The organism is Providencia sp., from assembly GCF_052096715.1.
Taxonomy (GTDB): domain Bacteria; phylum Pseudomonadota; class Gammaproteobacteria; order Enterobacterales; family Enterobacteriaceae; genus Providencia.
The window spans coordinates 1-21,466 of record NZ_JBQDNB010000040.1; the positions used below are offsets into that span (position 1 = coordinate 1).

Below are 21,466 nucleotides of genomic sequence, written 5' to 3' on the forward strand. Positions count from 1 at the left end.
AAAAGCCACCCAATGGGTGGCTTTTTTGCGTTTGGGGTTTGAGCAACCCGATGCGGGAACGTTGAATCGCGGACATACCGCAAAGACAGTCAAGCCTTCGCTGAGGGAGAGTCGATGGCCGTTTAAACATTGACAATGACTCCATCAAAATACGCAAACAACCATGCGAAATTAAATCGATACCCTTCGGTGATTAAGGCTCAGCTCCACTTGAATAAAGGCTCGGGGCTGACGAAAAAAATTTGAATTTTGAATAGCCTACAGATTGATGAATTTGATGTTAGTGGTTTTTTTACTATAGCTTTAGTATTGTTTAAATATATCATTCTTAATACTAAAAGCTTTGACTCAACTTCATAAGATATCACCTGCTATGTTTGATATACTGCAACCTAGTGAGTGAAGTCAAAACTAGAGTAAAATTGAAATCTCCATTATGTAGGAACTCGAAACGTGGCGAAAAGAACCTATTCTGTTCGATATATAGCAGGTCAGCCCGCTGAGCGTATTCAACCTATGGCTGTACATATGTTAGGGGAGTCGCTGCCGATTGGATTACCTTTATTTGCTGCGGGCGAGACTCTTGATGTGGTGATTTGGAATATTTATAAGCAACAGCGGCCAAATTGGAAGATTGTCTTAGCTGAGCTAATTAAAGATAAAAAATTAATACTGCTACAAGAGGCCCAAATGTCTCCTGAGCTTGTTAGTTTTGCGGCTTTCCATAAATTAATTGCAGATCAGGTTCCCGCATTGCCTTTTTCACCTCACCCTGCTGGCGTGATGACGCTTGCGACTGCGCATCCTATCTATTGTTGTCCTTTACGTGAAAAAGAACCCTTATTACGTTTGGCCAAATCGGCCTTGATTACTGTCTACCCGCTTCCTAATGGGAAACAGCTGATGGTAGCGAATGTTCATGCAATTAATTTTAGTTTTGGTGTTGATGTTTATACAAGGCAACTTAACAAACTTGGGGAGCAGATTGGAAAGCATGTAGGCCCTGTTATCCTAGCGGGAGACTTTAATGCTTGGAGTCGCCAAAGGGTGAATGCGCTTAAGCGTTTTGTACGTAGCATTGGATTGAAAGAAATAAATTATAATGATGATCAGCGTACAAAAGCATTTGGTCGGCCTTTAGATTATTTATTTTATCGTGGCTTACAAGCTAACGATAGCCATGTGTTAAATACCGATGCTTCTGATCATAATCCTATCATTACACAATTTAGTTTGCTTAATATTTAGGATTTTAACACCTTATTTTTCTTCATAATTGTTGTAGATTTTATAATCAATATTTGTGGGGATTAATGATTGAAACTATTATTTTCGCTAACTATTTTATTGTGTTCTTCCTATGCAATAGGCAACACAAGCCTTGAGTTAGCTAAGTACGCAGAACAGCTTCCTCGCCTCGTCATGTATGATTCTTCATACAGAAAAATAACTTATCCAAATGGCGATGTACCTGAAAACTACGGAGTTTGTTCTGATGTAGTTATCCGTAGTTATCGTAAATTAGGTATTGACCTACAGCAGCGTTTGCATGAAGACATAAAAAATAATTTCAGCCAATATCCAAGTAAACGTATGTGGGGTCTAAATAAGCCAGATACCAATATTGATCATCGGCGTGTACCTAATTTAGAGATATTTTTTGCTCGAAAGGGAATGAATAAGCCTATTACTCAAAATGCAAAAGATTATATTCCAGGGGATATAGTTTCATGGCGTTTGGATAATGGTCGACCTCATATTGGTATTGTGACATCGATAAAATCTACCAATAACCAAAACTATCTTATTATGCATAACATTGGGTATGGTCAGGTTTCTGAGGATGTTTTATTTCAATGGAAAATAGTGGGTCATTACTCATATATAAAATAAATCAGTGATACAGTTTCTATTTGAAATAGTAATTAAAATAATTATTTTTATGTTTATTTATTCTGATGGTTTTATATTTTAATGTGATTAGTTTTTCTTGTTATTTAGCTAATTATATTCAATTTATTGTATAGGTTATTATTTAAAATAACCTATATTTATAGGAGGAAGTGCATGCTCTATTGGTGATTTTATTAAGTTAAGGTGATGAAATATCATGATAAATATAGTTATTGTTGGTGGTGGTACCGGTGGGACAATGCTGGCCAATATTTTGGCAAGAAAACTTAATAAAGATATTTTCTCTAAAAAAATAAAAATAACGTTAATTACTGATAATCCTATGCATTATTATAAGCCTGCATTTATGTATGTGGCTTTTAATCTTTTCTTTAAAGAAGAGTTGAGCCGTAGTGAACAATCATTATTACGCCCTGAGATTGAATTAGTGATTGATAAAGTCGAGTTATTTGATTTTAAAAATAAAGAACTTAAATCAATAAAGGGTAAAAAGTATAATTATGATTATTTGGTTGTCGCTACAGGATGCGTACCAAGACCTGACAAAATTGAAGGGTTGAAAGAGATCGGGAATCATTTTTATGCATATGAACCTGCTCGAAAATTAGCAGATCAATTATCTAAAATTGAGAAAGGGCGGATTTTTATTACTGTATCTTTTCCAGAAACACCTAATGTTCCTCATCAATGTGGAATTGCACCAATGGAAACAACGTTGATGTTGGATGATTTTTTACGTAAACGTCGGGTAAGAGATAATATTGAGATTGTTTATACTTACCCTACGGTATCTCAATTATTACGTAATTGTCTCTTCATGCAACAGCCTGTTTGTGAAGTTATCCCAGAAATATTTAATATTAAAAATATTAAGGCGCAGCGTGGGTTTACATTAAGTAATGTTGATCCGGAGAAAAAAATTGCGTATTCAAAAGAAGGTGATGAACAACCATTTGATATTTTAATTAGCACACCACCAATTACTGCAGTTGAGGCGGTTATTAATACAGGTCTAAGCGAACACAATAATGGTGAGGGTTGGCTACCAACCGACCATGAAACGATGCAAGTTTATGGTGTTGATGGCGTTTATGTCATTGGTGATACAGTCGACCTTCCTATTAGTAAGGCAGGTGGTAGCTGCCATAATCAGGCGGCTATTATTGCTGATAATATTTGCGGTGAGATAACTTATGGTTATCCAGCTGCAATTTATGATGGACGCGTTCAGGCGGTTGCACAAATGGGATTATATTCAGGTATGCCACTGCAATATAATTATAAGCATGACGTGATCCCAACCCCCCCAACTAAGTTAGGTGGATTATTAAGAAATGGCTTCAATAGAGGTATTTATTGGGCAGCTATTCGTGGTTTAGTGTAATAGGAAAATAATTATGTCTAATGATAATCCGCAAACAAAATTGATAGAGTTACTTAGCTCTGAATCAGGCGAACATTTTGCCGAAAAAATTGCACCACTATTACAGTTGAAACGTTTAGATAATATCGTTGATTTACTTTCTTTAGTATCTGATATGGTCGATATTTTGGATGCAGGTACAGTAGAAAAACTCTCTAATGCTTTTGAGGATACATTGACCCCGGTCTGGGAGTTTAGTACCGCTTATAATATGGCAAAAATGGAAGCGGTCTATGATGATAAATCCCATAATTTTCGTTCAGTATATAGTTTATTAAAAGATCCAGATACATTGCGTGGAATTAGTACCGTTTTAAGAACATTACAAATTGTTGGTTCTCGATTATCTCAGACCAAGGAGCGGTAATTTTTTGGAGGTGGTATGAATTTAGATAAAGTAAGCGCTTTTGAAACTCGAATAATACATAGTCATTATAGTCAGAATGAAAATTTAGGCGCATTGGCATCACCGATATATCAAACATCTACTTATGTATTTAGTAGTGTAGAAGAGGGGGCCGCATGTTTCAGTGGGGATAGGGAAGGATATATTTATACCCGAATTAATAATCCTACATTGAATTTGTTGGAGAAACGAATTGCGGATTTAGAAGAAGGTGAGGCTGCTGTCGTTTTTTCGTCAGGAATGGGCGCAATTACTTCAACTTTTTGGTCACTGCTAAATCCGGGAGACGAGCTCTTAGTTGATATGACAGTGTATGGTTGTACCTATGCTTTTTTCCATCATGGGCTTGCACGTTTTGGTGTTAACGTTCGCCATATTGATATGAGTGACCCTCATCAGGTTGAACAACAAATAACCGACAAAACGAAGATGATTTTTTTTGAATCTCCAGCAAATCCCAATATGCGTTTAGTCGATATCAAAGTCGTAAGCGAAATCGCGCATCAGCATAATATTATAGTTGTTGTCGATAATACTTACTGTACGCCTTACATCCAGAAACCGCTCGTTTTGGGTGCTGATGTCGTGCTCCATTCTTTGACTAAGTATATGAATGGACATGGTGATGTCATGGCGGGAGCTGCTGTCACGACTGCAGAGATAGCAAAACAGATTCGATTAGTTGGCTTAAAGGATATGACGGGGGCATGTTTATCTCCTCATGATGCGAATTTAGTTCTTAGGGGAATGAAAACGCTCCCTATACGGATGGATCGTATTGTTGAGAATGCCATGCTTGTTGCTAAGTATCTTGACTCTCATCCAGAGGTTGATCATGTTATGTATCCTGGTCTTGAGAGCTTTGAGCAATATCAATTGGTTAAAAAACAAATGCGGTTAGCAGGTGGCATGATAGCGTTTGAGTTAAAGGGGGGGATTGAGGCAGGTAAACGCTTTTTAAATCAGCTTAATTTATTTTCTCGAGCTGTAAGTTTAGGTGATTGTGAATCATTGGCTCAACATCCAGCGAGTATGACTCATTCGACTTATTCTGCAGAAGAAAGACAGCAATATGGGATCAGTGATGGCCTTATTCGGCTCTCAATTGGCTTAGAAAATGTTGATGATTTAGTCGCTGACCTTAAACAAGCGTTAGCGCATTAATAATAAAAAATGCCCCATATTTTTATTAATATAGGGCATTTAAATGGTTTAAATACTATTTTGCTAGCGTGATAATAGTTTAATTTTGTTCACTTTTATTTTTCTGAAATATTCTCATGAATAAGAAAGCGATGCTGAGTATTGCCACCCAAGCAAATCCGACAATTAACGCAATTTGCGTATCTTTAAAAAAGCCTAATAGTGCGATGACAAAGACCATAAATGCAATGGTGATTGCAGGCCCGATAGGCCAAAAAGGAATCGGGAATTTTAGCTTTTTCACTTCTTCTTTGCTCATTTGGCGACGCATTGCAACTTGTGAAAGCAATATCATCAGCCAAACCCAGACTGTCGCGAAGGTTGCGATGGACGCAATGATAACGAAAATTTTCTCAGGTAATAAAAAGTTTAGATATACGCCAAGCAGCATAACAACTGACATTACGAGTACAGTAACCCATGGCACGCCATTGCGAGTCAGTTTAGTAAATATTTTTGGTGCTTGTCTATCTTGCGCCATACCATACATCATTCGACCTGCACCAAAAATATCACTGTTAATGGCCGAAATGGCTGCGGTTATAACGACAACATTTAAGATATTCGCCGCAGAAGAAATATTTAGACTGGAGAATATTTGTACAAATGGGCTACCATTTTGACCAACTTGGTTCCATGGATAAATACACATCAATATAAATAAGGTTAATCCATAGAATAATAGAATACGGACTGGTACGGCATTAATGGCTTTAGGAATTGTTTTTTCTGGATCTTGCGCTTCGCTAGCAGTAATACCAATAACTTCAATACCACCAAAAGCAAACATTACGATGGCGAGTGAGGCAATAACGCCTTCAATACCATTCGGCATGAAACCACCATGTTGCCAGAGGTTCTGAATGCCAACGGCATGGTCTGTTTCTTTACCAAATCCGTAGAACATTAAGAAAGCACCGCCAACGATCATGGCAATAATAGCGCTGACTTTTATTATGGATAGCCAAAACTCCATTTCACCGAAAATTTTAACATGGCATAAATTGAGTGCGCCTATAAATAGTACAATACTTAATACCCATATCCATTGGTCCACATCAGGGAACCAGAATCCCATATACATACCAAAAGCAGTAATATCGGCTAAGCATACGACTAGCATTTCAAAAATATAATTCCAGCCTGTTAAGAAGCCCGCTAATGGCCCCATGTAATGGCTTGCATAATGGGAGAAAGAGCCTGGAACTGGATTATGGACCGCCATTTCACCGAGAGCTCGCATTACCATAAATACAGCGGCACCGCCGACCATATAGGCAATCAACACTGCAGGTCCTGCTGCTTGAATTGCAGATGCAGAACCATAAAATAAACCGGTTCCGATCGCTGACCCTAAAGCCATAAAGCGAATGTGCCTGACACTCAGTCCCTTTCTGAGTTGATTTTGTTCACTACTTTGCATATCTTTTCCTGTCTTTGCCTTAGCGCTAGTTATTGCACCGAATATTGTTTCGGTTTCGTTTATTGAACTAGACGTACTTTATTAAGCTCAAGGTTGCTACATTATCACAAAGTGCCTTGTTCATGAGATAGATATCTGCAATATAATGTGCCCCTTATTAACTATTTTAGGCGTGATATGAAATACCCAATTAATGAAATCTTTCAAACATTACAGGGAGAAGGCGTTTTTACTGGTGTTCCGGCAGTTTTTATTCGTTTGCAAGGCTGTCCTGTGGGATGTAGTTGGTGCGATACAAAACAGACGTGGGAAAAAGATCCAAGTAAAGAAACGACACTTGGCGACATTGCATTAAAAACGCTAGATAGCGATGAGTGGGCAATGTCAGATACAAATACATTGATAGATTTGATGAGAGAAAAAAAATATAGCGCTAAACATATTGTTATTACGGGAGGTGAACCCTGTATTTATGATTTAACGCCGCTAACGAACGAGCTCGAATTAAACGGCTATCAATGCCAAATAGAAACCAGCGGGACATATCCAATTCAATGCTCAGATAATACATGGGTGACTGTTTCTCCAAAAGTGGGTATGAAAGGTGGCTTAAAAGTATTAAAGCAGGCAGTAAATCGAGCTAATGAAATAAAACACCCCGTAGCAAGGGAAAAAGATATCCAAGCACTAGATGAATTACTGGCTATGAGAACACTAGAAACTCCGCCTGTAGTTGCACTACAGCCAATTAGCCAAAAGGCCTCGGCGACAAAATTGTGTATTGATACCTGTATTGAGCGTAATTGGCGGCTATCAATTCAGACGCATAAGTATTTAGCTATCCCCTAATTCTTGTTGTTCGTCATATTTCGAGCTATAGCTGTGTTGGCTGCGTTTACTAACCCTAGTTACATACTTATTGTATGCTCCTAGGGCTATGTATATTATTCGTCATATTTCGAGCTATAGCTGTGTTGGCTGCGTTTACTAACCCTAGTCACATACTTATGTATGCTCCTAGGGCTTAGTTTCACTTGCCGCCTTGCTATAACTCGAACTATTTAGAATAATGATTTTATAATGAAAAAATTGGTTTTTATTTTGAAAAATATAGTTTTATATTTGAATTAGCTTATTTCATTAAAACTTAATTTTCACCGCGATAGATACAACCCGCAGTGCAGGTTTCTTTGACAGTCACTGCGCTTAATTGTGGCAATAGAGGTTTAGTTTGTAGCCAAATCCAACGGGAAAGCACTTCGCTGGTTGGATTTTCAAGTCCGGTAATATCATTCAGATAATGGTGATCGAGTTGCTCTAAAATAGGTTTAAACACTTTTTTGACGTCAGAAAAATCAATAATCCAACCGCTATAGGCATCAACTTCCCCTGTAATTTCTAAACGTACCATGAAAGAATGACCATGGAGGCGACCACACTTATGACCTTCTGGAACATGAGGAAGCTTGTGCGCCGCTTCAAAAGTGAAATCCTTATAGATTGTTGTGCTCATAAATGTCTTCTCATTGATAATAAATAGCGCATTGTACGGTAATTTCCCTTCAAAATATCTTTATTTGCCAAATTATTACTAACCTTTTTTATCGATATCAATCATCGAATATAGTCTTTAGGCTTTTTAGCTATTAGATATGGCTAGAGTGTCTTATATCAATATCATGGGTTGTTATAACCTGTTTGTCCAAAACCTAAATTTTAAAGATAAAAAATAAACAACAAGTTATAAATTTTTTAAGTTGATGGTGGAACTTGCGGGTTAATGCAACTTAATTATTTGGATCATATTCAATGATGAGTAATTCTGAGGTTAAAGGATAATGACGAAAAAACAGTCCCCGATATCAGCATTGCCTGTATCGGTAGAGCAACTTACGCGTTTACAGACTGCGGTAGATGATTTTTCATCTCATCAGCTAGCTTGGTTGTCGGGTTATTTGTGGGGAATGGTAAATCAAACGCCAAGCGTTGATACAGCTGCCAATGCACCTATCGCACCTGAAGAAACGGTCACTATTATTTCAGCCTCGCAAACAGGTAATGCCCGCCGTTTATCTGAACAACTTAGAGAGCGATTAATTAATGAAAAAATTAACGTTAACTTGGTAAATGCAGGTGACTATAAATTTAAACAGATAGATAAAGAAAAGTTGCTTGTGATAGTCGCGTCGACCCAAGGTGAAGGGGAGCCTGCTGAAGAAGCTGTTTCTTTGTATAAATATCTTTATTCAAAGAAAGCGCCAAATTTAGCAGAAACATGCTACGCCATTTTTGCGCTTGGTGACTCTTCTTATGAAAAATTCTGCCAAGCAGGAAAAGATTTTGACAATCAACTCGCTCAGTTAGGTGCAACGTCATTGCTTGAGCGGATTGATGCAGATGTAGAATATCAAACTATTGCTGATGAGTGGGTCGATAATTTAACTCAGATACTAAAAGCAAGAGTGCCGGCGCAAAGTGCAAGCCAATTATTGACGACGCAAGCAGGGAGCGTGAATGAAATTCATTCATCACCTTATAGTAAAACTGCACCGTTAACTGCGTCATTACTCAGTAATCAAAAAATAACCAGTCGTGATTCTCAAAAAGATGTTAGGCATATTGAAATTGATTTGGGTGATTCAGGCTTACGTTATCAACCGGGTGATTCACTTGGTGTATGGTTTGATAATGATCCAGCATTAGTGGATGAGCTGGTGGCATTATTGTGGTTACAAGGCGATGAAGACGTTTTTATTGGCAAGCAACGTCATTCTTTACGTGATGCATTAATTTACCAATTAGAGTTAACTCAAAATACGCATCTTATTGTCGAAAAATATGCGCAATTGTCTAAGGATGATGCACTTCTAGCACTGATTAGCGATAAAAAAGCCATCTTACATTATGCGCAAACAATGCCGATTGTGGATATGGTTCGCCAAGCTGCGGCACAACCAACGGCTCAAGAATTTGTTGATCTCCTGCGCCCATTAACGCCGCGTTTATATTCAATTTCATCATCACAAGCAGAGTCAGAAGATGAAGTACATGCAACTGTCGGTGTTGTTCGCTATGACATTGATGGAAAAGCACGTACTGGCGGTGCTTCTGGCTTTTTAGCCGATCGCTTGAATGAAGGTGATGAATTACGTGTTTTCATTGAACACAATGATAATTTTCGTTTGCCAAGTGATGAATCTAAACCCGTTATCATGATAGGGCCAGGAACGGGGATCGCGCCTTTTCGCGCCTTTTTACAGCAAAGAGATAACGACGGCGCAACGGGTAAAAATTGGCTGTTTTTTGGTAATCCACATTTTGTTGATGATTTTCTCTATCAAGTCGAGTGGCAACGCTACGTTAAAGATGGTTTGCTAACTCGCATTTCACTCGCTTGGTCACGAGATCAGGCTCAAAAAATCTATGTACAAGATAAGTTGCGGGAACAAGGTAAAGAGGTGTGGGACTGGCTAGAACAAGGCGCCCATATTTACGTCTGTGGTGATGCCAACCGTATGGCAAAAGATGTAGAACAGGCTTTATTGGATATCATCAGTCAGTATGGAAGCATGGATAGCGAGCAAGCTGATGAATTTTTAAGTGAGCTGCGTGTGACGCGCCGTTATCAGAGGGATGTTTATTAATGAGCAATGAACAAGAAAAATCCTTACAAGATAAGCCCTTAGTTGTCGAAGGTAAACTTGCCGATAGTGAACGTATGAAAGTAAATAGTAATTATTTGCGTGGCACTATCAAAGACGATTTGAAAAATGGTTTAACGGGTGGCTTTGAGGGGGACAATTTTTTATTGATCCGCTTTCATGGCATGTATCAGCAAGACGATCGTGATATTCGTGCAGAACGTGTCGAGCAAAAATTAGAGCCACGTCATGCCATGATGTTGCGTTGTCGTTTGCCGGGTGGAATTATTTCACCTAAGCAATGGCTTGATATTGACCAATTTGCAACAGAACACACATTATATGGCAGTGTTCGCATCACTAACCGACAAACATTCCAATTTCATGGGATTTTAAAAGGGGATGTGAAACCCGCTCACCAAATGCTAAACCATGTTGGGCTGGATGCCTTAGCGACCGCCAATGATGTTAACCGTAATGTGCTTTGTACTTCAAATCCTGTTCAGTCAGAACTGCATCAGCAAGCGTATGAATGGGCGAAAAAAATCTCTGAGCATCTTTTACCTCGCACTACAGCCTATGCAGAGATATGGCTCGATAAAGAAAAAATCGTGACCACGGATGAAGAGCCGATACTCGGACAAACGTATTTACCTCGTAAATTTAAAACTACGGTGGTGATCCCGCCTTTGAATGATGTGGATCTTCATGCAAACGATATGAATTTTATCGCTATTGCCAAAGAGGGTGAACTCATTGGCTTTAACGTCCTTGTGGGGGGCGGGTTGGCGATGACTCATGCCGATACGGCGACATTCCCTCGTCTAGCCAGTGAGTTTGGTTTTATTCCATTGGATAAAACATTAGCGATTGCACAAGCGATTGTGACTACGCAGCGTGATTGGGGAAATAGAACAGAACGCAAAAATGCGAAAACCAAATATACCCTTGAGCGTGTTGGTGTTGAGACATTTAAAGCTGAGGTTGAAAGGCGTTCTGGGGTGATCTTTGAACCTATCAAGCCTTATGAGTTTACTGATCGTGGCGACAAAATTGGTTGGCTAAAAGGTATTGATAATCGCTGGCATTTAACTCTATTTATTGAAAATGGTCGATTAATTGATACGGAAGATAAGCCGCTAAAAACTGGAGTTGCAGAGATTGCTCGTATTCATAAGGGGGATTTTCGTTTAACGGCAAACCAAAATTTAATTGTGGCGGGTGTGCCTGAAGAAGATAAAGCGTTGATTGAACAAATCGCGCGTTCTCATGGATTAATGAGTGATGGTATTAGTCACCAACGTGAAAATTCAATGGCTTGCGTATCATTTCCGACTTGTCCATTAGCAATGGCAGAGGCTGAGCGCTTTTTACCTGCCTTTACGGACGATATCGAAAAAATAATGGCATTCCATCATGTTGCGGATGAACATATTGTTCTACGTATTACGGGTTGTCCAAATGGCTGTGGTCGCGCAATGTTGGCAGAAGTGGGGCTAGTTGGTAAAGCTATGGATAGGTATAACCTGCATTTAGGCGGTAATCGTATTGGAACACGTATTCCTCGATTATTTCGTGAAAATATTACCAGTGCAGAAATTTTATCTATTTTAGACGAACTCATCGGACGTTGGGCTAAAGAGCGGCAAGCAGAGGAAGGATTTGGCGATTTTGTTATTCGTTCCGGTATTGTGAAGCCTGTGCTCAATTCCGCAGTTGATTTTTATGAGGTCAAGGAGGCGGTATGACTCGGCTTCAATTAGCTGAAATACAAAATTTAAGTAAAGAGCAGCAGATTCAACATTTATCTGCATTCAATGTGCAGTTGGAATCGATGAGTGCTCTACAACGTATTGAGTGGGCAGCTGAATATTTACCGACAGAGTTTGTGTTGAGTTCAAGTTTTGGTATTCAAGCTGCATTGACTTTGCATATGGTGACGCAGGTCATGCCTGATATTCCTGTAATACTAACGGATACGGGGTATTTATTTCCAGAAACTTATCAATTTATTGAGCAGCTGACTGATAGGTTAAAGCTAAATTTAAAAGTATATCGCTCGACGCTATCACCTGCGTGGCAAGAAGCGATTCATGGGCAACTATGGACTCAAGGAATAGAAGGAATTGAGCGTTACAATCAATTGAATAAAGTAGAGCCGATGGATAGAGCGTTACAGGAATTACAAGCCGAAAGTTGGTTTTCAGGGCTAAGACGAGAGCAGTCGGCAAGTCGAGCATCTCTCTGTGTGCTGGGAATTGGACGTGGTATTTTTAAATTGTTACCTGTGATTGATTGGAATAATAAGCAAGTTTATGAATATTTAACGCAGCATCAATTGCCTTATCATCCTTTATGGGATCAAGGTTATTTATCTGTTGGTGATACCCACACGACGCGAAAATGGGAAGCAGGAATGAGTGAGGAAGATACACGTTTCTTTGGTTTGAAACGTGAATGTGGCCTTCATGAAAATTAGTCTGTAATAGGGTTATTGTTACAGGCGATCTACTAATTTATATATCATTAATAATATTTGTTTAATTACAAAGAGATAGTTGTATTTCTAAATTAAGTTATCTCTTTTTTTATATTGATTTTTTTATTATCAAGAAATGATGATATTTGATATTAGTTTGTTCTTTTTATCTATTTTAATGTTTTTTAGCCGATCTTAATGATTTTTTATTTGCTTATGCTTTTGAGTTACAAGTAATGATTTTTTGGCATTTCAAACCGGCCTCTTCAGGCCATATAGTCAAATCAATTAACTTATAAAAAAAATATATAACAGCATATAACTATGGATGAGCAATATGGATTACTTACCGTTATTTGTGGATCTTCGAACCCGTAAAGTCGTACTTATTGGCGGTGGTGTTGTGGCTGCTCGCAAGGCGGAGCTATTACTGAAAGCTCATGCTGCACTGGTTATTGTATCTCCAGAGCTGTGTCCACAGTTACAGCAAGAATATCAACAACAGAAATTTATTTGGCTGCAACATGACTATCAATCACATCATTTAAATGATGCTTATTTAGTCATAGCTGCAACGGATGATGGAAAATTGAATGAGAGAATTTTTCATGATGCAAATGAGCGAAAAATCTTTGCTAACGTCGTTGATGATCAACCGCTGTGCTCGTTTATTGTGCCATCCATTATTGATCGTTCTCCCGTTATTGTCGCAATTTCCTCTGGCGGAACAGCCCCGGTATTAGCGCGTCTTCTTAGAGAAAAATTGGAAACTATGCTGCCGACATCTTTAGGCAAAATGGCTGAAATTGCCGGCCGTTGGCGTGGCAAGGTGAAAGAGTCCTTAACTAATTTACGAGAAAGAAAACGTTTCTGGGAAAAAAGCTTTAGTGGCCACTTTGCTTCATTGGTTGAAAATGGGCAATTGGGCGCAGCCGAACAGCAACTAGAACGTCAGCTTTATCAGCAAGATAACAGCGGAGAGCTTATTTTAGTGGGCGCCGGTCCCGGTGATGCAGGTTTGTTAACTTTAAAAGGCTTACGCGTCTTACAAAGTGCTGATGTGGTTTTATACGACCACTTGGTTAGCGAAGAGATATTAGAACTGGTTCGTCGTGATGCTGACAAAGTTTGTGTCGGTAAACGCGCGGGTAATCACTCGGTTTCTCAAGAAGAAACCAATGAATTGATCGTTAAATATGCTCTGCAAGGTAAAAAGGTGGTTCGCTTGAAAGGTGGCGACCCATTTGTATTCGGGCGCGGTGGGGAAGAGCTACAAGTTGCAGCTCAAGCAGGTATTCCATTTCAAGTGGTGCCAGGTGTGACGGCGGCAATTGGTGCAACTGCTTATGCGGGAATACCGCTGACTCATCGTGAACATTCTCAAAGCATCACTTTCATTACCGGTCACTGTCGCGATGAGGGTGCCGAATTAGATTGGCAGGCGCTTTCTCGCGGAAATCAAACTCTTGCTATTTATATGGGAACGGTCAAGGCGGCGAATATTAGTCAGCAATTGATTCACTTTGGTCGTGATCGAGAAACACCTATTGCTGTTATTGGTTGCGGGACAAGGCGTAACCAGAAGGTGGTGACGGGGCAACTTCATGAATTGGATACATTAGCGCAGCAAGCCCCTGCTCCCGCATTAATCGTTATTGGCGAGGTCGCCGCATTACATCATCAACTTGCGTGGTTTGGTCAACAAACTGAAGACATCAGATGGCGCAGCGCCGTGCTGGAATTGGCTTAATTAAGGAGGCCATCATGAACGAGAAACGATTGACACATTTACAGCAATTAGAAGCCGAAAGTATTCATATTATTCGAGAAGTTGCCGCAGAATTTGCTAACCCAGTGATGCTTTATTCGATAGGTAAAGACTCATCTGTGATGTTGCATTTAGCGCGTAAAGCCTTTTATCCCGGCAAGCTACCCTTTCCATTATTGCACGTTGATACAGGATGGAAATTTCGTGAAATGTATGAGTTTCGTGATGAGACTGCGCGAAAATATGGTTTTGAGTTATTGATTCACCGTAACCCGGAAGGGGAAAGATTGGGGATCAACCCGTTTATTCACGGAAGTGCTAAGCACACTGATATCATGAAAACGGAAGGGTTGAAGCAAGCGTTAGATAAATACGGTTTTGATGCTGCTTTTGGTGGTGCGCGTCGTGATGAAGAAAAATCACGAGCCAAAGAGCGTATTTATTCGTTTCGAGATAGGTCTCATCGTTGGGATCCTAAAAATCAGCGCCCTGAGTTATGGCATAACTATAATGGCCAAATTAATAAAGGGGAAAGTATTCGCGTTTTCCCATTGTCTAATTGGACAGAACTAGATATTTGGCAATATATCTATTTAGAAAATATCGATATTGTTCCTTTATATTTCGCTAAAGAGCGCCCTGTAATTGAACGCGATGGTGCTTTATTGATGGTCGATGACGATCGTATTGATTTGAAATCAGGTGAAATGATCGCTAAGCAAAAAGTGCGTTTTCGTACTTTAGGCTGCTGGCCACTCACTGGAGCTGTGGAGTCAAATGCGCAAACTCTGCCAGAAATTATTGAAGAAATGCTGATTTCAACCACAAGTGAGCGCCAAGGGCGTTTAATTGATAGTGACCAATCCGCTTCCATGGAGCTGAAAAAGCGCCAAGGGTACTTTTAATGATCAAGCGTATTTAGTCTTTGCGGGCATTGAGTTATCAAAGGAATAGGGAGCAAAATCATGGCACAAGTTGCTTATAACGAATCTATTGCACAACAAATTGAACTACAAGGTGGTGTTGAGGCTTATTTACTCGCTCAACAACAAAAAGGTTTACTACGATTTCTCACCTGTGGAAATGTGGATGATGGTAAAAGCACGCTCATAGGCCGCTTATTACATGATACCCGCCAAATTTATCAAGATCAGCTATCCGTACTGCAAAGTGACAGTAAACGCATTGGCACTCAGGGTGAAAAATTAGATTTAGCGTTGCTAGTGGATGGTCTTGCGGCTGAACGTGAGCAAGGGATCACTATTGATGTGGCTTATCGCTATTTTTCAACAGAAAAACGTAAGTTTATTATCGCCGATACCCCAGGACATGAGCAATATACGCGCAATATGGCGACAGGTGCATCAACTTGCTCACTTTCTATTTTGTTGATCGATGCTCGAAAAGGAGTACAAGAGCAAACTCGTCGTCACAGTTTTATTAGTACATTGCTCGGAATTCGCCATTTAATTGTTGCAGTGAATAAGATGGATTTGGTGGATTACAGCCAAGAAGCTTTTGAAAAAATCAAACAAGACTATCAAAAATTTGTCACCGAGCTGCCTGTAGAATTGAATGTGTGGTTTGTACCGATATCAGCTCTTGATGGCGATAACATTGTCGATAAAAGCGATAGGTTGCCTTGGTATCAGGGGGAAACGTTACTTGATATTTTAGAAACTGTGCAAGTGAAGCAAAATGCATCTGAACAAGCTCTGCGTTTCCCTGTGCAATATGTTAATCGACCAAATTTAGATTTTAGAGGCTACAGCGGTACATTGTCCTCGGGGATCTTGCGTGTTGGACAAAAGGTTAAAATATTACCCGCAGGATCAATTTCCAAAATCAAACAAATAGTCACATTTTCGGGTACACAAGATTTTGCTGTACCGGGGGAAGCGATTACTTTGGTACTTGACGATGAAATTGATATTAGCCGTGGTGATTTAATTGTGGCTGAAGATGAATCCTTGCAAAGTACTCAGCACGCATTAATTGATGTCGTTTGGATGTCTGAGCAACCTTTAGTACAAGGGCAACAACTAGATATTAAAATCGCGGGGAAACGTAGCCGTGCAAAAGTCGAAAACATTCAATATCAAGTGGATGTGAATAATTTGACTCAAAAGGTTTCCACAGAGTTACCGTTAAATGGGATTGGTTTAGTCGAGTTTTCATTTGATGAACCACTATTGTTGGAGAACTATCAACGTAATGCCGAAACGGGAGGGATGATTTTAATCGATCGTTTAACCAATGTGACGGTGGGCGCCGGTCTGGTACGCGATACACAAACACAACTCTTTGAACAAAAAAGTGCGTTTAGTGAGTTTGAGATTGAACTTAATCAGCTAATCCGTCGACATTTCCCGCATTGGGGTGCGCGTGATGTACTTGGTGGGAAATAACGTCAATGACACAAAAAAATGACAATATTGTTTGGCATCCTCATCTTGTGACTCGCCAGCATCGTGAGGTTGCTAATGGATATAAAGGCGCAGTGTTATGGTTTACCGGTCTATCAGGCTCAGGAAAATCAACACTCGCCGGTGCCGTTGAGCATCAATTAGCATTAATGGGTGTGAAAACCTATTTACTTGATGGTGATAATATTCGTCATGGATTATGTGGCGATTTGGGTTTTAGTGAGTCAGATAGACAAGAAAATATTCGAAGGATAGGTGAGGTGGCAAAGTTGATGGTAGATGCAGGTTTAGTTGTTGCTACTGCATTTATTTCACCTTATCAGGCTGATAGGCAAAAAGTACGTGATTTATTCGAACAAGACCAATTTTTTGAATTGCATGTTGCTACCCCTATTGAAATTTGTGAGCAGCGTGATCCTAAAGGTTTATATCAGCAGGCAAGAGAAGGAAAAATAACGCAGTTCACTGGTATTGATTCCCCCTATGAAACGCCTGAAAATCCTGAATTACAGATAGATGGACTGAACCCAGTTATCGATTCTGTTTCTCAAATAGTGGATTTACTCGTTCTTAAAAATATCATTCAAGCCACCTATTGATTGGGCAAAAATATCATCTTTTTTTATTTAATTATAAAATTGGATGATATATAACCTATTCTTACCTGAATTATTCTGACTTTTTACCACAATATTTGTATCACAGTAGCGTCATGGGCTCAGTTATGGGATGATTAGCAAATCATTTTAGGGGGCAAGATGGGCAAATTAACGTTACTGTTAATCGCAATATTAGCATGGTTACAGTATTCCTTATGGCTAGGAAAAAATGGCATACATGATTATGTTCGCGTCAAAGATGATGTCGCCGCTCAAGAAATCGTTAATTCACGCCTAAAAATGCGTAATGAGCAGCTATTTGCTGAAATCAATGATTTGAATGATGGTCAAGATGCAATAGAAGAACGAGCCCGAAGCGAATTAGGTATGTTAAAACCTGGGGAATCATTCTATCGAATGGTCAAAGAAAATAATAACCAGAATTCATCCCAGTGACCTGATACCAGATTGTATTACCTGTAACTATACCCATTAGCCTAATAATTTCTGATGTAAGACTCAAATAAATAATGATAAATCCAACAACTCATGGTGCCTCACCCATTGTCGCGTTAATTCCTGCTGCGGGTATCGGTAGCCGGATGAATGCTGATTGTCCTAAACAATATTTGCAGATAGCAGGTAAAACAATTATTGAGCATACGATTAATGCGCTGCTATTAAATCCTTTAATTCAATGTATTATTGTCGTGCTGAGTGCTGAAGATGATTGTTTTCAGCAACTTGAAATCGCAAAAGAGACTCGTATTATCACGGTTATTGGTGGTAAAGAAAGGGCGGATTCGGTTCTGGCAGGTTTAGATTTTCTAGCAAAAAATGCAGATTATCTCAATAGCTGGGTGTTAGTACATGATGCAGCTCGCCCTTGTCTTCATCAAGATGATTTGAACCAAATTATTCAATTAGCAACTAACAAAGATTGCTGTGGTGGCATACTCGCAGCACCTGTTCGCGATACGATGAAGCGAAGTGTGAAAATTGATCAGCTTATTGATCATACTGTTGAGCGTGAAGCACTTTGGCATGCATTGACGCCACAATTTTTTCCGTTGTTGTTGTTACGTGACTGTCTAAGCAAGGCCTTGAAAGAAAAAACGATCATAACTGATGAAGCTTCTGCGCTCGAATATTGTGGTTATCAGCCTAAATTGGTAGTAGGGAGAGCGGATAATTTAAAAATAACGCAACCTGAAGATTTAGCGCTAGCGGAATTTTATCTTTCAAGAATTAAATAATAAGGAAAAGAAAATGAGAATTGGACACGGTTTTGATGTGCACAAATTTGGTGGTGAAGGTCCGATTATTATCGCTGGTGTTCGTGTACCTTATGAGCAAGGCCTACTTGCACATTCTGATGGTGATGTTGTATTACACGCCGCGACTGACGCTATTCTAGGTGCCGCTGCACTTGGCGATATTGGAAAATTATTTCCAGATACTGACCCTGCTTATAAAGGGGCTGATAGCCGTGTACTATTGAGAGAAGCATTTCGTCGGGTTCGTGAAAAAGGCTATAGCATTGGCAATATTGACATTACAATTATGGCTCAAGCACCTAAAATGTTGCCACATATTCCACAGATGCGGGTCAATATCGCTGAAGATCTTGAATGCCACATGGACGATGTTAACGTCAAAGCGACCACAACAGAGCAACTTGGTTTTGTGGGTCGTAAAGAAGGGATTGCTTGTGCGGCAGTCGTTTTATTAGTTAAAGACAACAGTAATGATACTCATGAATGTACAGTACCTGCATGGTAAACCACTCTCTTTAGGTACACTGAAAAGTATTCCTGAAGATTTTATTGTAAAAGAAGATTTAGGTTTTGAGCTTGATGGCGATGGCGAGCATGTGATGGTTCGCGTCGAAAAAATCGGCTGTAATACCTCTTTTGTTGCAGAGCAATTGGCAAAGTTTGCTAAAATTTCTGCTAAATCAGTTAGCTATGCTGGCCTAAAAGATAGGCATGCAGTGACTGAACAATGGTTTTGTTTACAGATGCCAGGTAAAGAAACGCCTGACTTTTCTATGTGGCAGCTAGAAGGTTGCCGAGTACTTGCAACAACAAGGCAAAAAAGAAAATTGCGTATTGGTTCCTTGAAAGGAAACCAGTTTGAAATAACGCTGCGCAATATTTCGGTGCCTGATGATGTTGAACAACGCCTACAAAAAATCGCCTTATTAGGTGTTCCTAATTATTTTGGCGAACAGCGTTTTGGTCGTGGTGGCCAAAATTTAATTCAAGCACTTCGTTGGGCAAACCAAGAGATTCAGGTTCGCGAACGGAGTAAACGTAGCTTTTATTTATCTGCTGCGCGTAGTGCAATGTTTAATTATATTGCAAGTGAACGTATTGAGAATAATACTGCTCAGCAGGCATTATTAGGCGATGCTTTACAGCTAACAGGGCGAGGAAGTTGGTTTGTTGCAACCGCTGATGAACTACCGGCGCTTCAAGCACGCTTGTTATCATCTGAGCTCAGTGTCACTGCACCACTACCCGGTGACGGCGAGTTGGGTACGCAGGATGATGCCTTAGCATTTGAAACTCAGTGTTTGGAAAATTATCAGCCTTTTCTTGCACTGATGAAAAGTGAGCGTGTATCTCCTGCAAGAAGAGCCATAATCATAAAACCACAAAATTTACAGTGGGAATGGCTGGATGACTCAACGCTGAAATTGCACTTTTTCCTAAATTCAGGCAGTTTTGCAACCAGTTTAGTGCGAGAAATTATCAGTCAGGACAATCAGGACAGTGTCGATGCTAAAGATTTTATTGAGTAATGACGACGGTGTTACTGCACCAGGAATTCAAACATTAGCGGCGGCGCTACGTCAACATTATCATGTTCAGGTGATCGCCCCTGATCGCAATCGTAGCGGTGCATCTAATGCATTGACATTAGATAAACCACTTAAAATTCAAACGTTAAGCAATGGGGATCTTTCTGTTTTAGAAGGAACACCAACAGATTGCGTTTATATTGGTGTGAATAAAGTGGTTCGCCCTCGACCTGACATTGTGGTTTCAGGTATTAACTGTGGCCCTAATTTGGGCGATGATGTTATTTACTCGGGAACGGTGGCAGCGGCAACGGAAGGGCGTCATTTAGGATTGCCTTCTATTGCGGTTTCGTTAGATGGTGAAATTCATTATGAAACTGCCGCTAAAGTCACTTGTGATATTTTAGCCATGTTGCAGAAAAATCCGTTGCGTGCGGGCAATATTCTCAATATTAATGTACCTGATGTGCCTTATGACGAGATTAAGGGCATAAAAGTGACGCATTGTGGTAGTCGCCATGCAGCATCAGAAGTGTATAATCTTGAAGATCCAAAAGGTAACATGCTCTATTGGCTGGGGCCTGTTGGCGAAATTCGAGATGCAGGGCCGGGTACTGACTTTGAAGCGGTACAACAGGGTTATGTTTCAATCACACCACTGCAAGTCGATTTGACGGCATATAAGGCGCATTCGTTAATTGAAGAGTGGCTGGGAAAATCAGGAGTGACGGTAAAATGAAAACAGGGCTCATGAAAGATCTTTTGGCACAACTGCGCCAACAGGGAATTCACGATGAGCGCCTATTAGATGCGATATCACAAGTTCCTCGTGAACGGTTTGTTGATGAAGCTCTATCTCATAAAGCCTATGATAATATTCCATTACCTATTGGTCATGGACAAACTATTTCTCAACCTTATATTGTTGCGAAAATGACGGCATTACTTGCATTAATGCCTAATGATCAAGTGCTTGAAATTGGGACTGGGTCAGGATATCAAACCGCCGTACTTGCGCATTTAGCCCACCATGTATTTTCTGTTGAGCGTGTTAAAAGCTTACAATGGACGGCTAAGCGTCGTTTAAAACAGCTTGATTTGCATAATGTTTCGACTCGTCATGGTGATGGGTGGGAAGGATGGCAATCCAAAGGCCCTTTTGATGCCATTATTGTAACGGCTGCACCGAATGAAATTCCTAAATTATTGCTAAATCAGCTGAAAGACGGTGGTCGTTTAGTTTTACCGGTAGGCGATAAAGAGCAAGCTTTAAAATTGATTACACGTCGCGGAAATGATTATCACAGTAATGTGATTGAAAAAGTACGTTTCGTTCCTCTTATCGCTGGCGATTTAATCTAGCGTATCCTCATTATTT

At 39.8% G+C, this 21,466-nt stretch carries 21 protein-coding genes; 19 read left to right on the plus strand and 2 right to left on the minus strand.

The genetic code is table 11. The features are described 5' to 3' along the window. Window positions 1–453: 453 nt before the first annotated feature. The 5 genes from ACTH6U_RS20120 to megL all read left to right on the plus strand — a co-directional run bounded on the left by ACTH6U_RS20120 (window position 454) and on the right by megL (window position 4,907). A complete protein-coding gene (locus ACTH6U_RS20120) occupies window positions 454–1,248 on the plus strand; it encodes an endonuclease/exonuclease/phosphatase family protein (RefSeq protein ID WP_294110225.1) in 795 nt (264 codons plus the stop codon). Window positions 1,249–1,317: 69 nt separating this feature from the next. Continuing rightward, complete coding sequence (locus ACTH6U_RS20125; protein WP_441832999.1) at window positions 1,318–1,893, plus strand: DUF1287 domain-containing protein; 576 nt, start codon at window positions 1,318–1,320, stop codon at window positions 1,891–1,893. A 217-nt stretch (window positions 1,894–2,110) separates the two neighbouring features. Beyond that, window positions 2,111–3,298 (plus strand): NAD(P)/FAD-dependent oxidoreductase, encoded by a 1,188-nt coding sequence (locus tag ACTH6U_RS20130; RefSeq protein WP_441833000.1) that lies wholly within the window; start codon window positions 2,111–2,113, stop codon window positions 3,296–3,298. A 13-nt stretch (window positions 3,299–3,311) separates the two neighbouring features. Next, window positions 3,312–3,704, plus strand: coding sequence for a hypothetical protein (locus tag ACTH6U_RS20135; RefSeq protein WP_294110219.1), 393 nt, complete (start codon window positions 3,312–3,314; stop codon window positions 3,702–3,704). Window positions 3,705–3,719: 15 nt separating this feature from the next. Then, entirely contained in the window at window positions 3,720–4,907 is a 1,188-nt protein-coding gene (gene megL, locus ACTH6U_RS20140; RefSeq protein ID WP_294110216.1) for a methionine gamma-lyase, read from the plus strand. 79 nt (window positions 4,908–4,986) lie between these two features. On the opposite strand, the gene ACTH6U_RS20145 is transcribed toward megL, so the two are convergent. Next, window positions 4,987–6,369 carry an amino acid permease gene (locus ACTH6U_RS20145; RefSeq protein ID WP_294110214.1) on the minus strand — a complete coding sequence of 461 codons (1,383 nt, stop codon included), beginning with the start codon at window positions 6,367–6,369 and terminating at the stop codon, window positions 4,987–4,989. A 177-nt stretch (window positions 6,370–6,546) separates the two neighbouring features. On the opposite strand from ACTH6U_RS20145, the gene queE reads away from it, so the two are divergent. Continuing rightward, entirely contained in the window at window positions 6,547–7,218 is a 672-nt protein-coding gene (gene queE / locus ACTH6U_RS20150) for a 7-carboxy-7-deazaguanine synthase QueE (protein WP_441833001.1), read from the plus strand. Between the two features lie 298 nt (window positions 7,219–7,516). On the opposite strand, the gene queD is transcribed toward queE, so the two are convergent. Further along, a complete protein-coding gene (gene queD / locus ACTH6U_RS20155) occupies window positions 7,517–7,882 on the minus strand; it encodes a 6-carboxytetrahydropterin synthase QueD (RefSeq protein WP_294110211.1) in 366 nt (121 codons plus the stop codon). Between the two features lie 325 nt (window positions 7,883–8,207). Between queD and cysJ the strand changes: the two genes are divergently transcribed. The 13 genes from cysJ to ACTH6U_RS20220 all read left to right on the plus strand — a co-directional run bounded on the left by cysJ (window position 8,208) and on the right by ACTH6U_RS20220 (window position 21,450). Beyond that, window positions 8,208–10,013, plus strand: a complete 1,806-nt coding sequence (gene cysJ, locus ACTH6U_RS20160; RefSeq protein ID WP_441833002.1) for an NADPH-dependent assimilatory sulfite reductase flavoprotein subunit — start codon at window positions 8,208–8,210, stop codon at window positions 10,011–10,013. Further along, window positions 10,013–11,758, plus strand: coding sequence for an assimilatory sulfite reductase (NADPH) hemoprotein subunit (gene cysI / locus ACTH6U_RS20165; RefSeq protein WP_441833003.1), 1,746 nt, complete (start codon window positions 10,013–10,015; stop codon window positions 11,756–11,758). Before cysJ ends, cysI begins: the two co-directional genes overlap by 1 nt. Continuing rightward, the gene (locus tag ACTH6U_RS20170) at window positions 11,755–12,489 is read left to right on the plus strand and encodes a phosphoadenylyl-sulfate reductase (RefSeq protein ID WP_441833004.1); all 735 of its coding nucleotides are present in this window, start codon (window positions 11,755–11,757) and stop codon (window positions 12,487–12,489) included. Before cysI ends, ACTH6U_RS20170 begins: the two co-directional genes overlap by 4 nt. Before the next feature lie 337 nt (window positions 12,490–12,826). Continuing rightward, window positions 12,827–14,239, plus strand: a complete 1,413-nt coding sequence (gene cysG, locus ACTH6U_RS20175) for a siroheme synthase CysG (RefSeq protein ID WP_441833005.1) — start codon at window positions 12,827–12,829, stop codon at window positions 14,237–14,239. A gap of 14 nt (window positions 14,240–14,253) precedes the next feature. Beyond that, window positions 14,254–15,162 (plus strand): sulfate adenylyltransferase subunit CysD, encoded by a 909-nt coding sequence (gene cysD, locus ACTH6U_RS20180; protein WP_294110201.1) that lies wholly within the window; start codon window positions 14,254–14,256, stop codon window positions 15,160–15,162. A 60-nt stretch (window positions 15,163–15,222) separates the two neighbouring features. Beyond that, entirely contained in the window at window positions 15,223–16,665 is a 1,443-nt protein-coding gene (gene cysN, locus ACTH6U_RS20185; RefSeq protein WP_441830228.1) for a sulfate adenylyltransferase subunit CysN, read from the plus strand. Between the two features lie 5 nt (window positions 16,666–16,670). Next, window positions 16,671–17,282 carry an adenylyl-sulfate kinase gene (cysC, locus tag ACTH6U_RS20190; protein ID WP_441833006.1) on the plus strand — a complete coding sequence of 204 codons (612 nt, stop codon included), beginning with the start codon at window positions 16,671–16,673 and terminating at the stop codon, window positions 17,280–17,282. Window positions 17,283–17,441: 159 nt separating this feature from the next. Further along, the gene (gene ftsB, locus ACTH6U_RS20195) at window positions 17,442–17,738 is read left to right on the plus strand and encodes a cell division protein FtsB (RefSeq protein ID WP_336431019.1); all 297 of its coding nucleotides are present in this window, start codon (window positions 17,442–17,444) and stop codon (window positions 17,736–17,738) included. Window positions 17,739–17,812: 74 nt separating this feature from the next. Next, on the plus strand, window positions 17,813–18,538 hold the full coding sequence (gene ispD, locus ACTH6U_RS20200) for a 2-C-methyl-D-erythritol 4-phosphate cytidylyltransferase (protein ID WP_434720237.1): 726 nt from the start codon (window positions 17,813–17,815) through the stop codon (window positions 18,536–18,538). A 13-nt stretch (window positions 18,539–18,551) separates the two neighbouring features. Then, the gene (gene ispF / locus ACTH6U_RS20205; RefSeq protein ID WP_294110191.1) at window positions 18,552–19,064 is read left to right on the plus strand and encodes a 2-C-methyl-D-erythritol 2,4-cyclodiphosphate synthase; all 513 of its coding nucleotides are present in this window, start codon (window positions 18,552–18,554) and stop codon (window positions 19,062–19,064) included. Further along, entirely contained in the window at window positions 19,030–20,088 is a 1,059-nt protein-coding gene (truD, locus tag ACTH6U_RS20210; RefSeq protein WP_441833007.1) for a tRNA pseudouridine(13) synthase TruD, read from the plus strand. The genes ispF and truD overlap by 35 nt, the downstream gene beginning before the upstream one ends. Then, window positions 20,066–20,827 (plus strand): 5'/3'-nucleotidase SurE, encoded by a 762-nt coding sequence (gene surE, locus ACTH6U_RS20215; RefSeq protein WP_434720173.1) that lies wholly within the window; start codon window positions 20,066–20,068, stop codon window positions 20,825–20,827. The genes truD and surE overlap by 23 nt, the downstream gene beginning before the upstream one ends. After that, on the plus strand, window positions 20,824–21,450 hold the full coding sequence (locus tag ACTH6U_RS20220) for a protein-L-isoaspartate(D-aspartate) O-methyltransferase (RefSeq protein ID WP_294110187.1): 627 nt from the start codon (window positions 20,824–20,826) through the stop codon (window positions 21,448–21,450). Before surE ends, ACTH6U_RS20220 begins: the two co-directional genes overlap by 4 nt. Window positions 21,451–21,466: the final 16 nt, after the last annotated feature.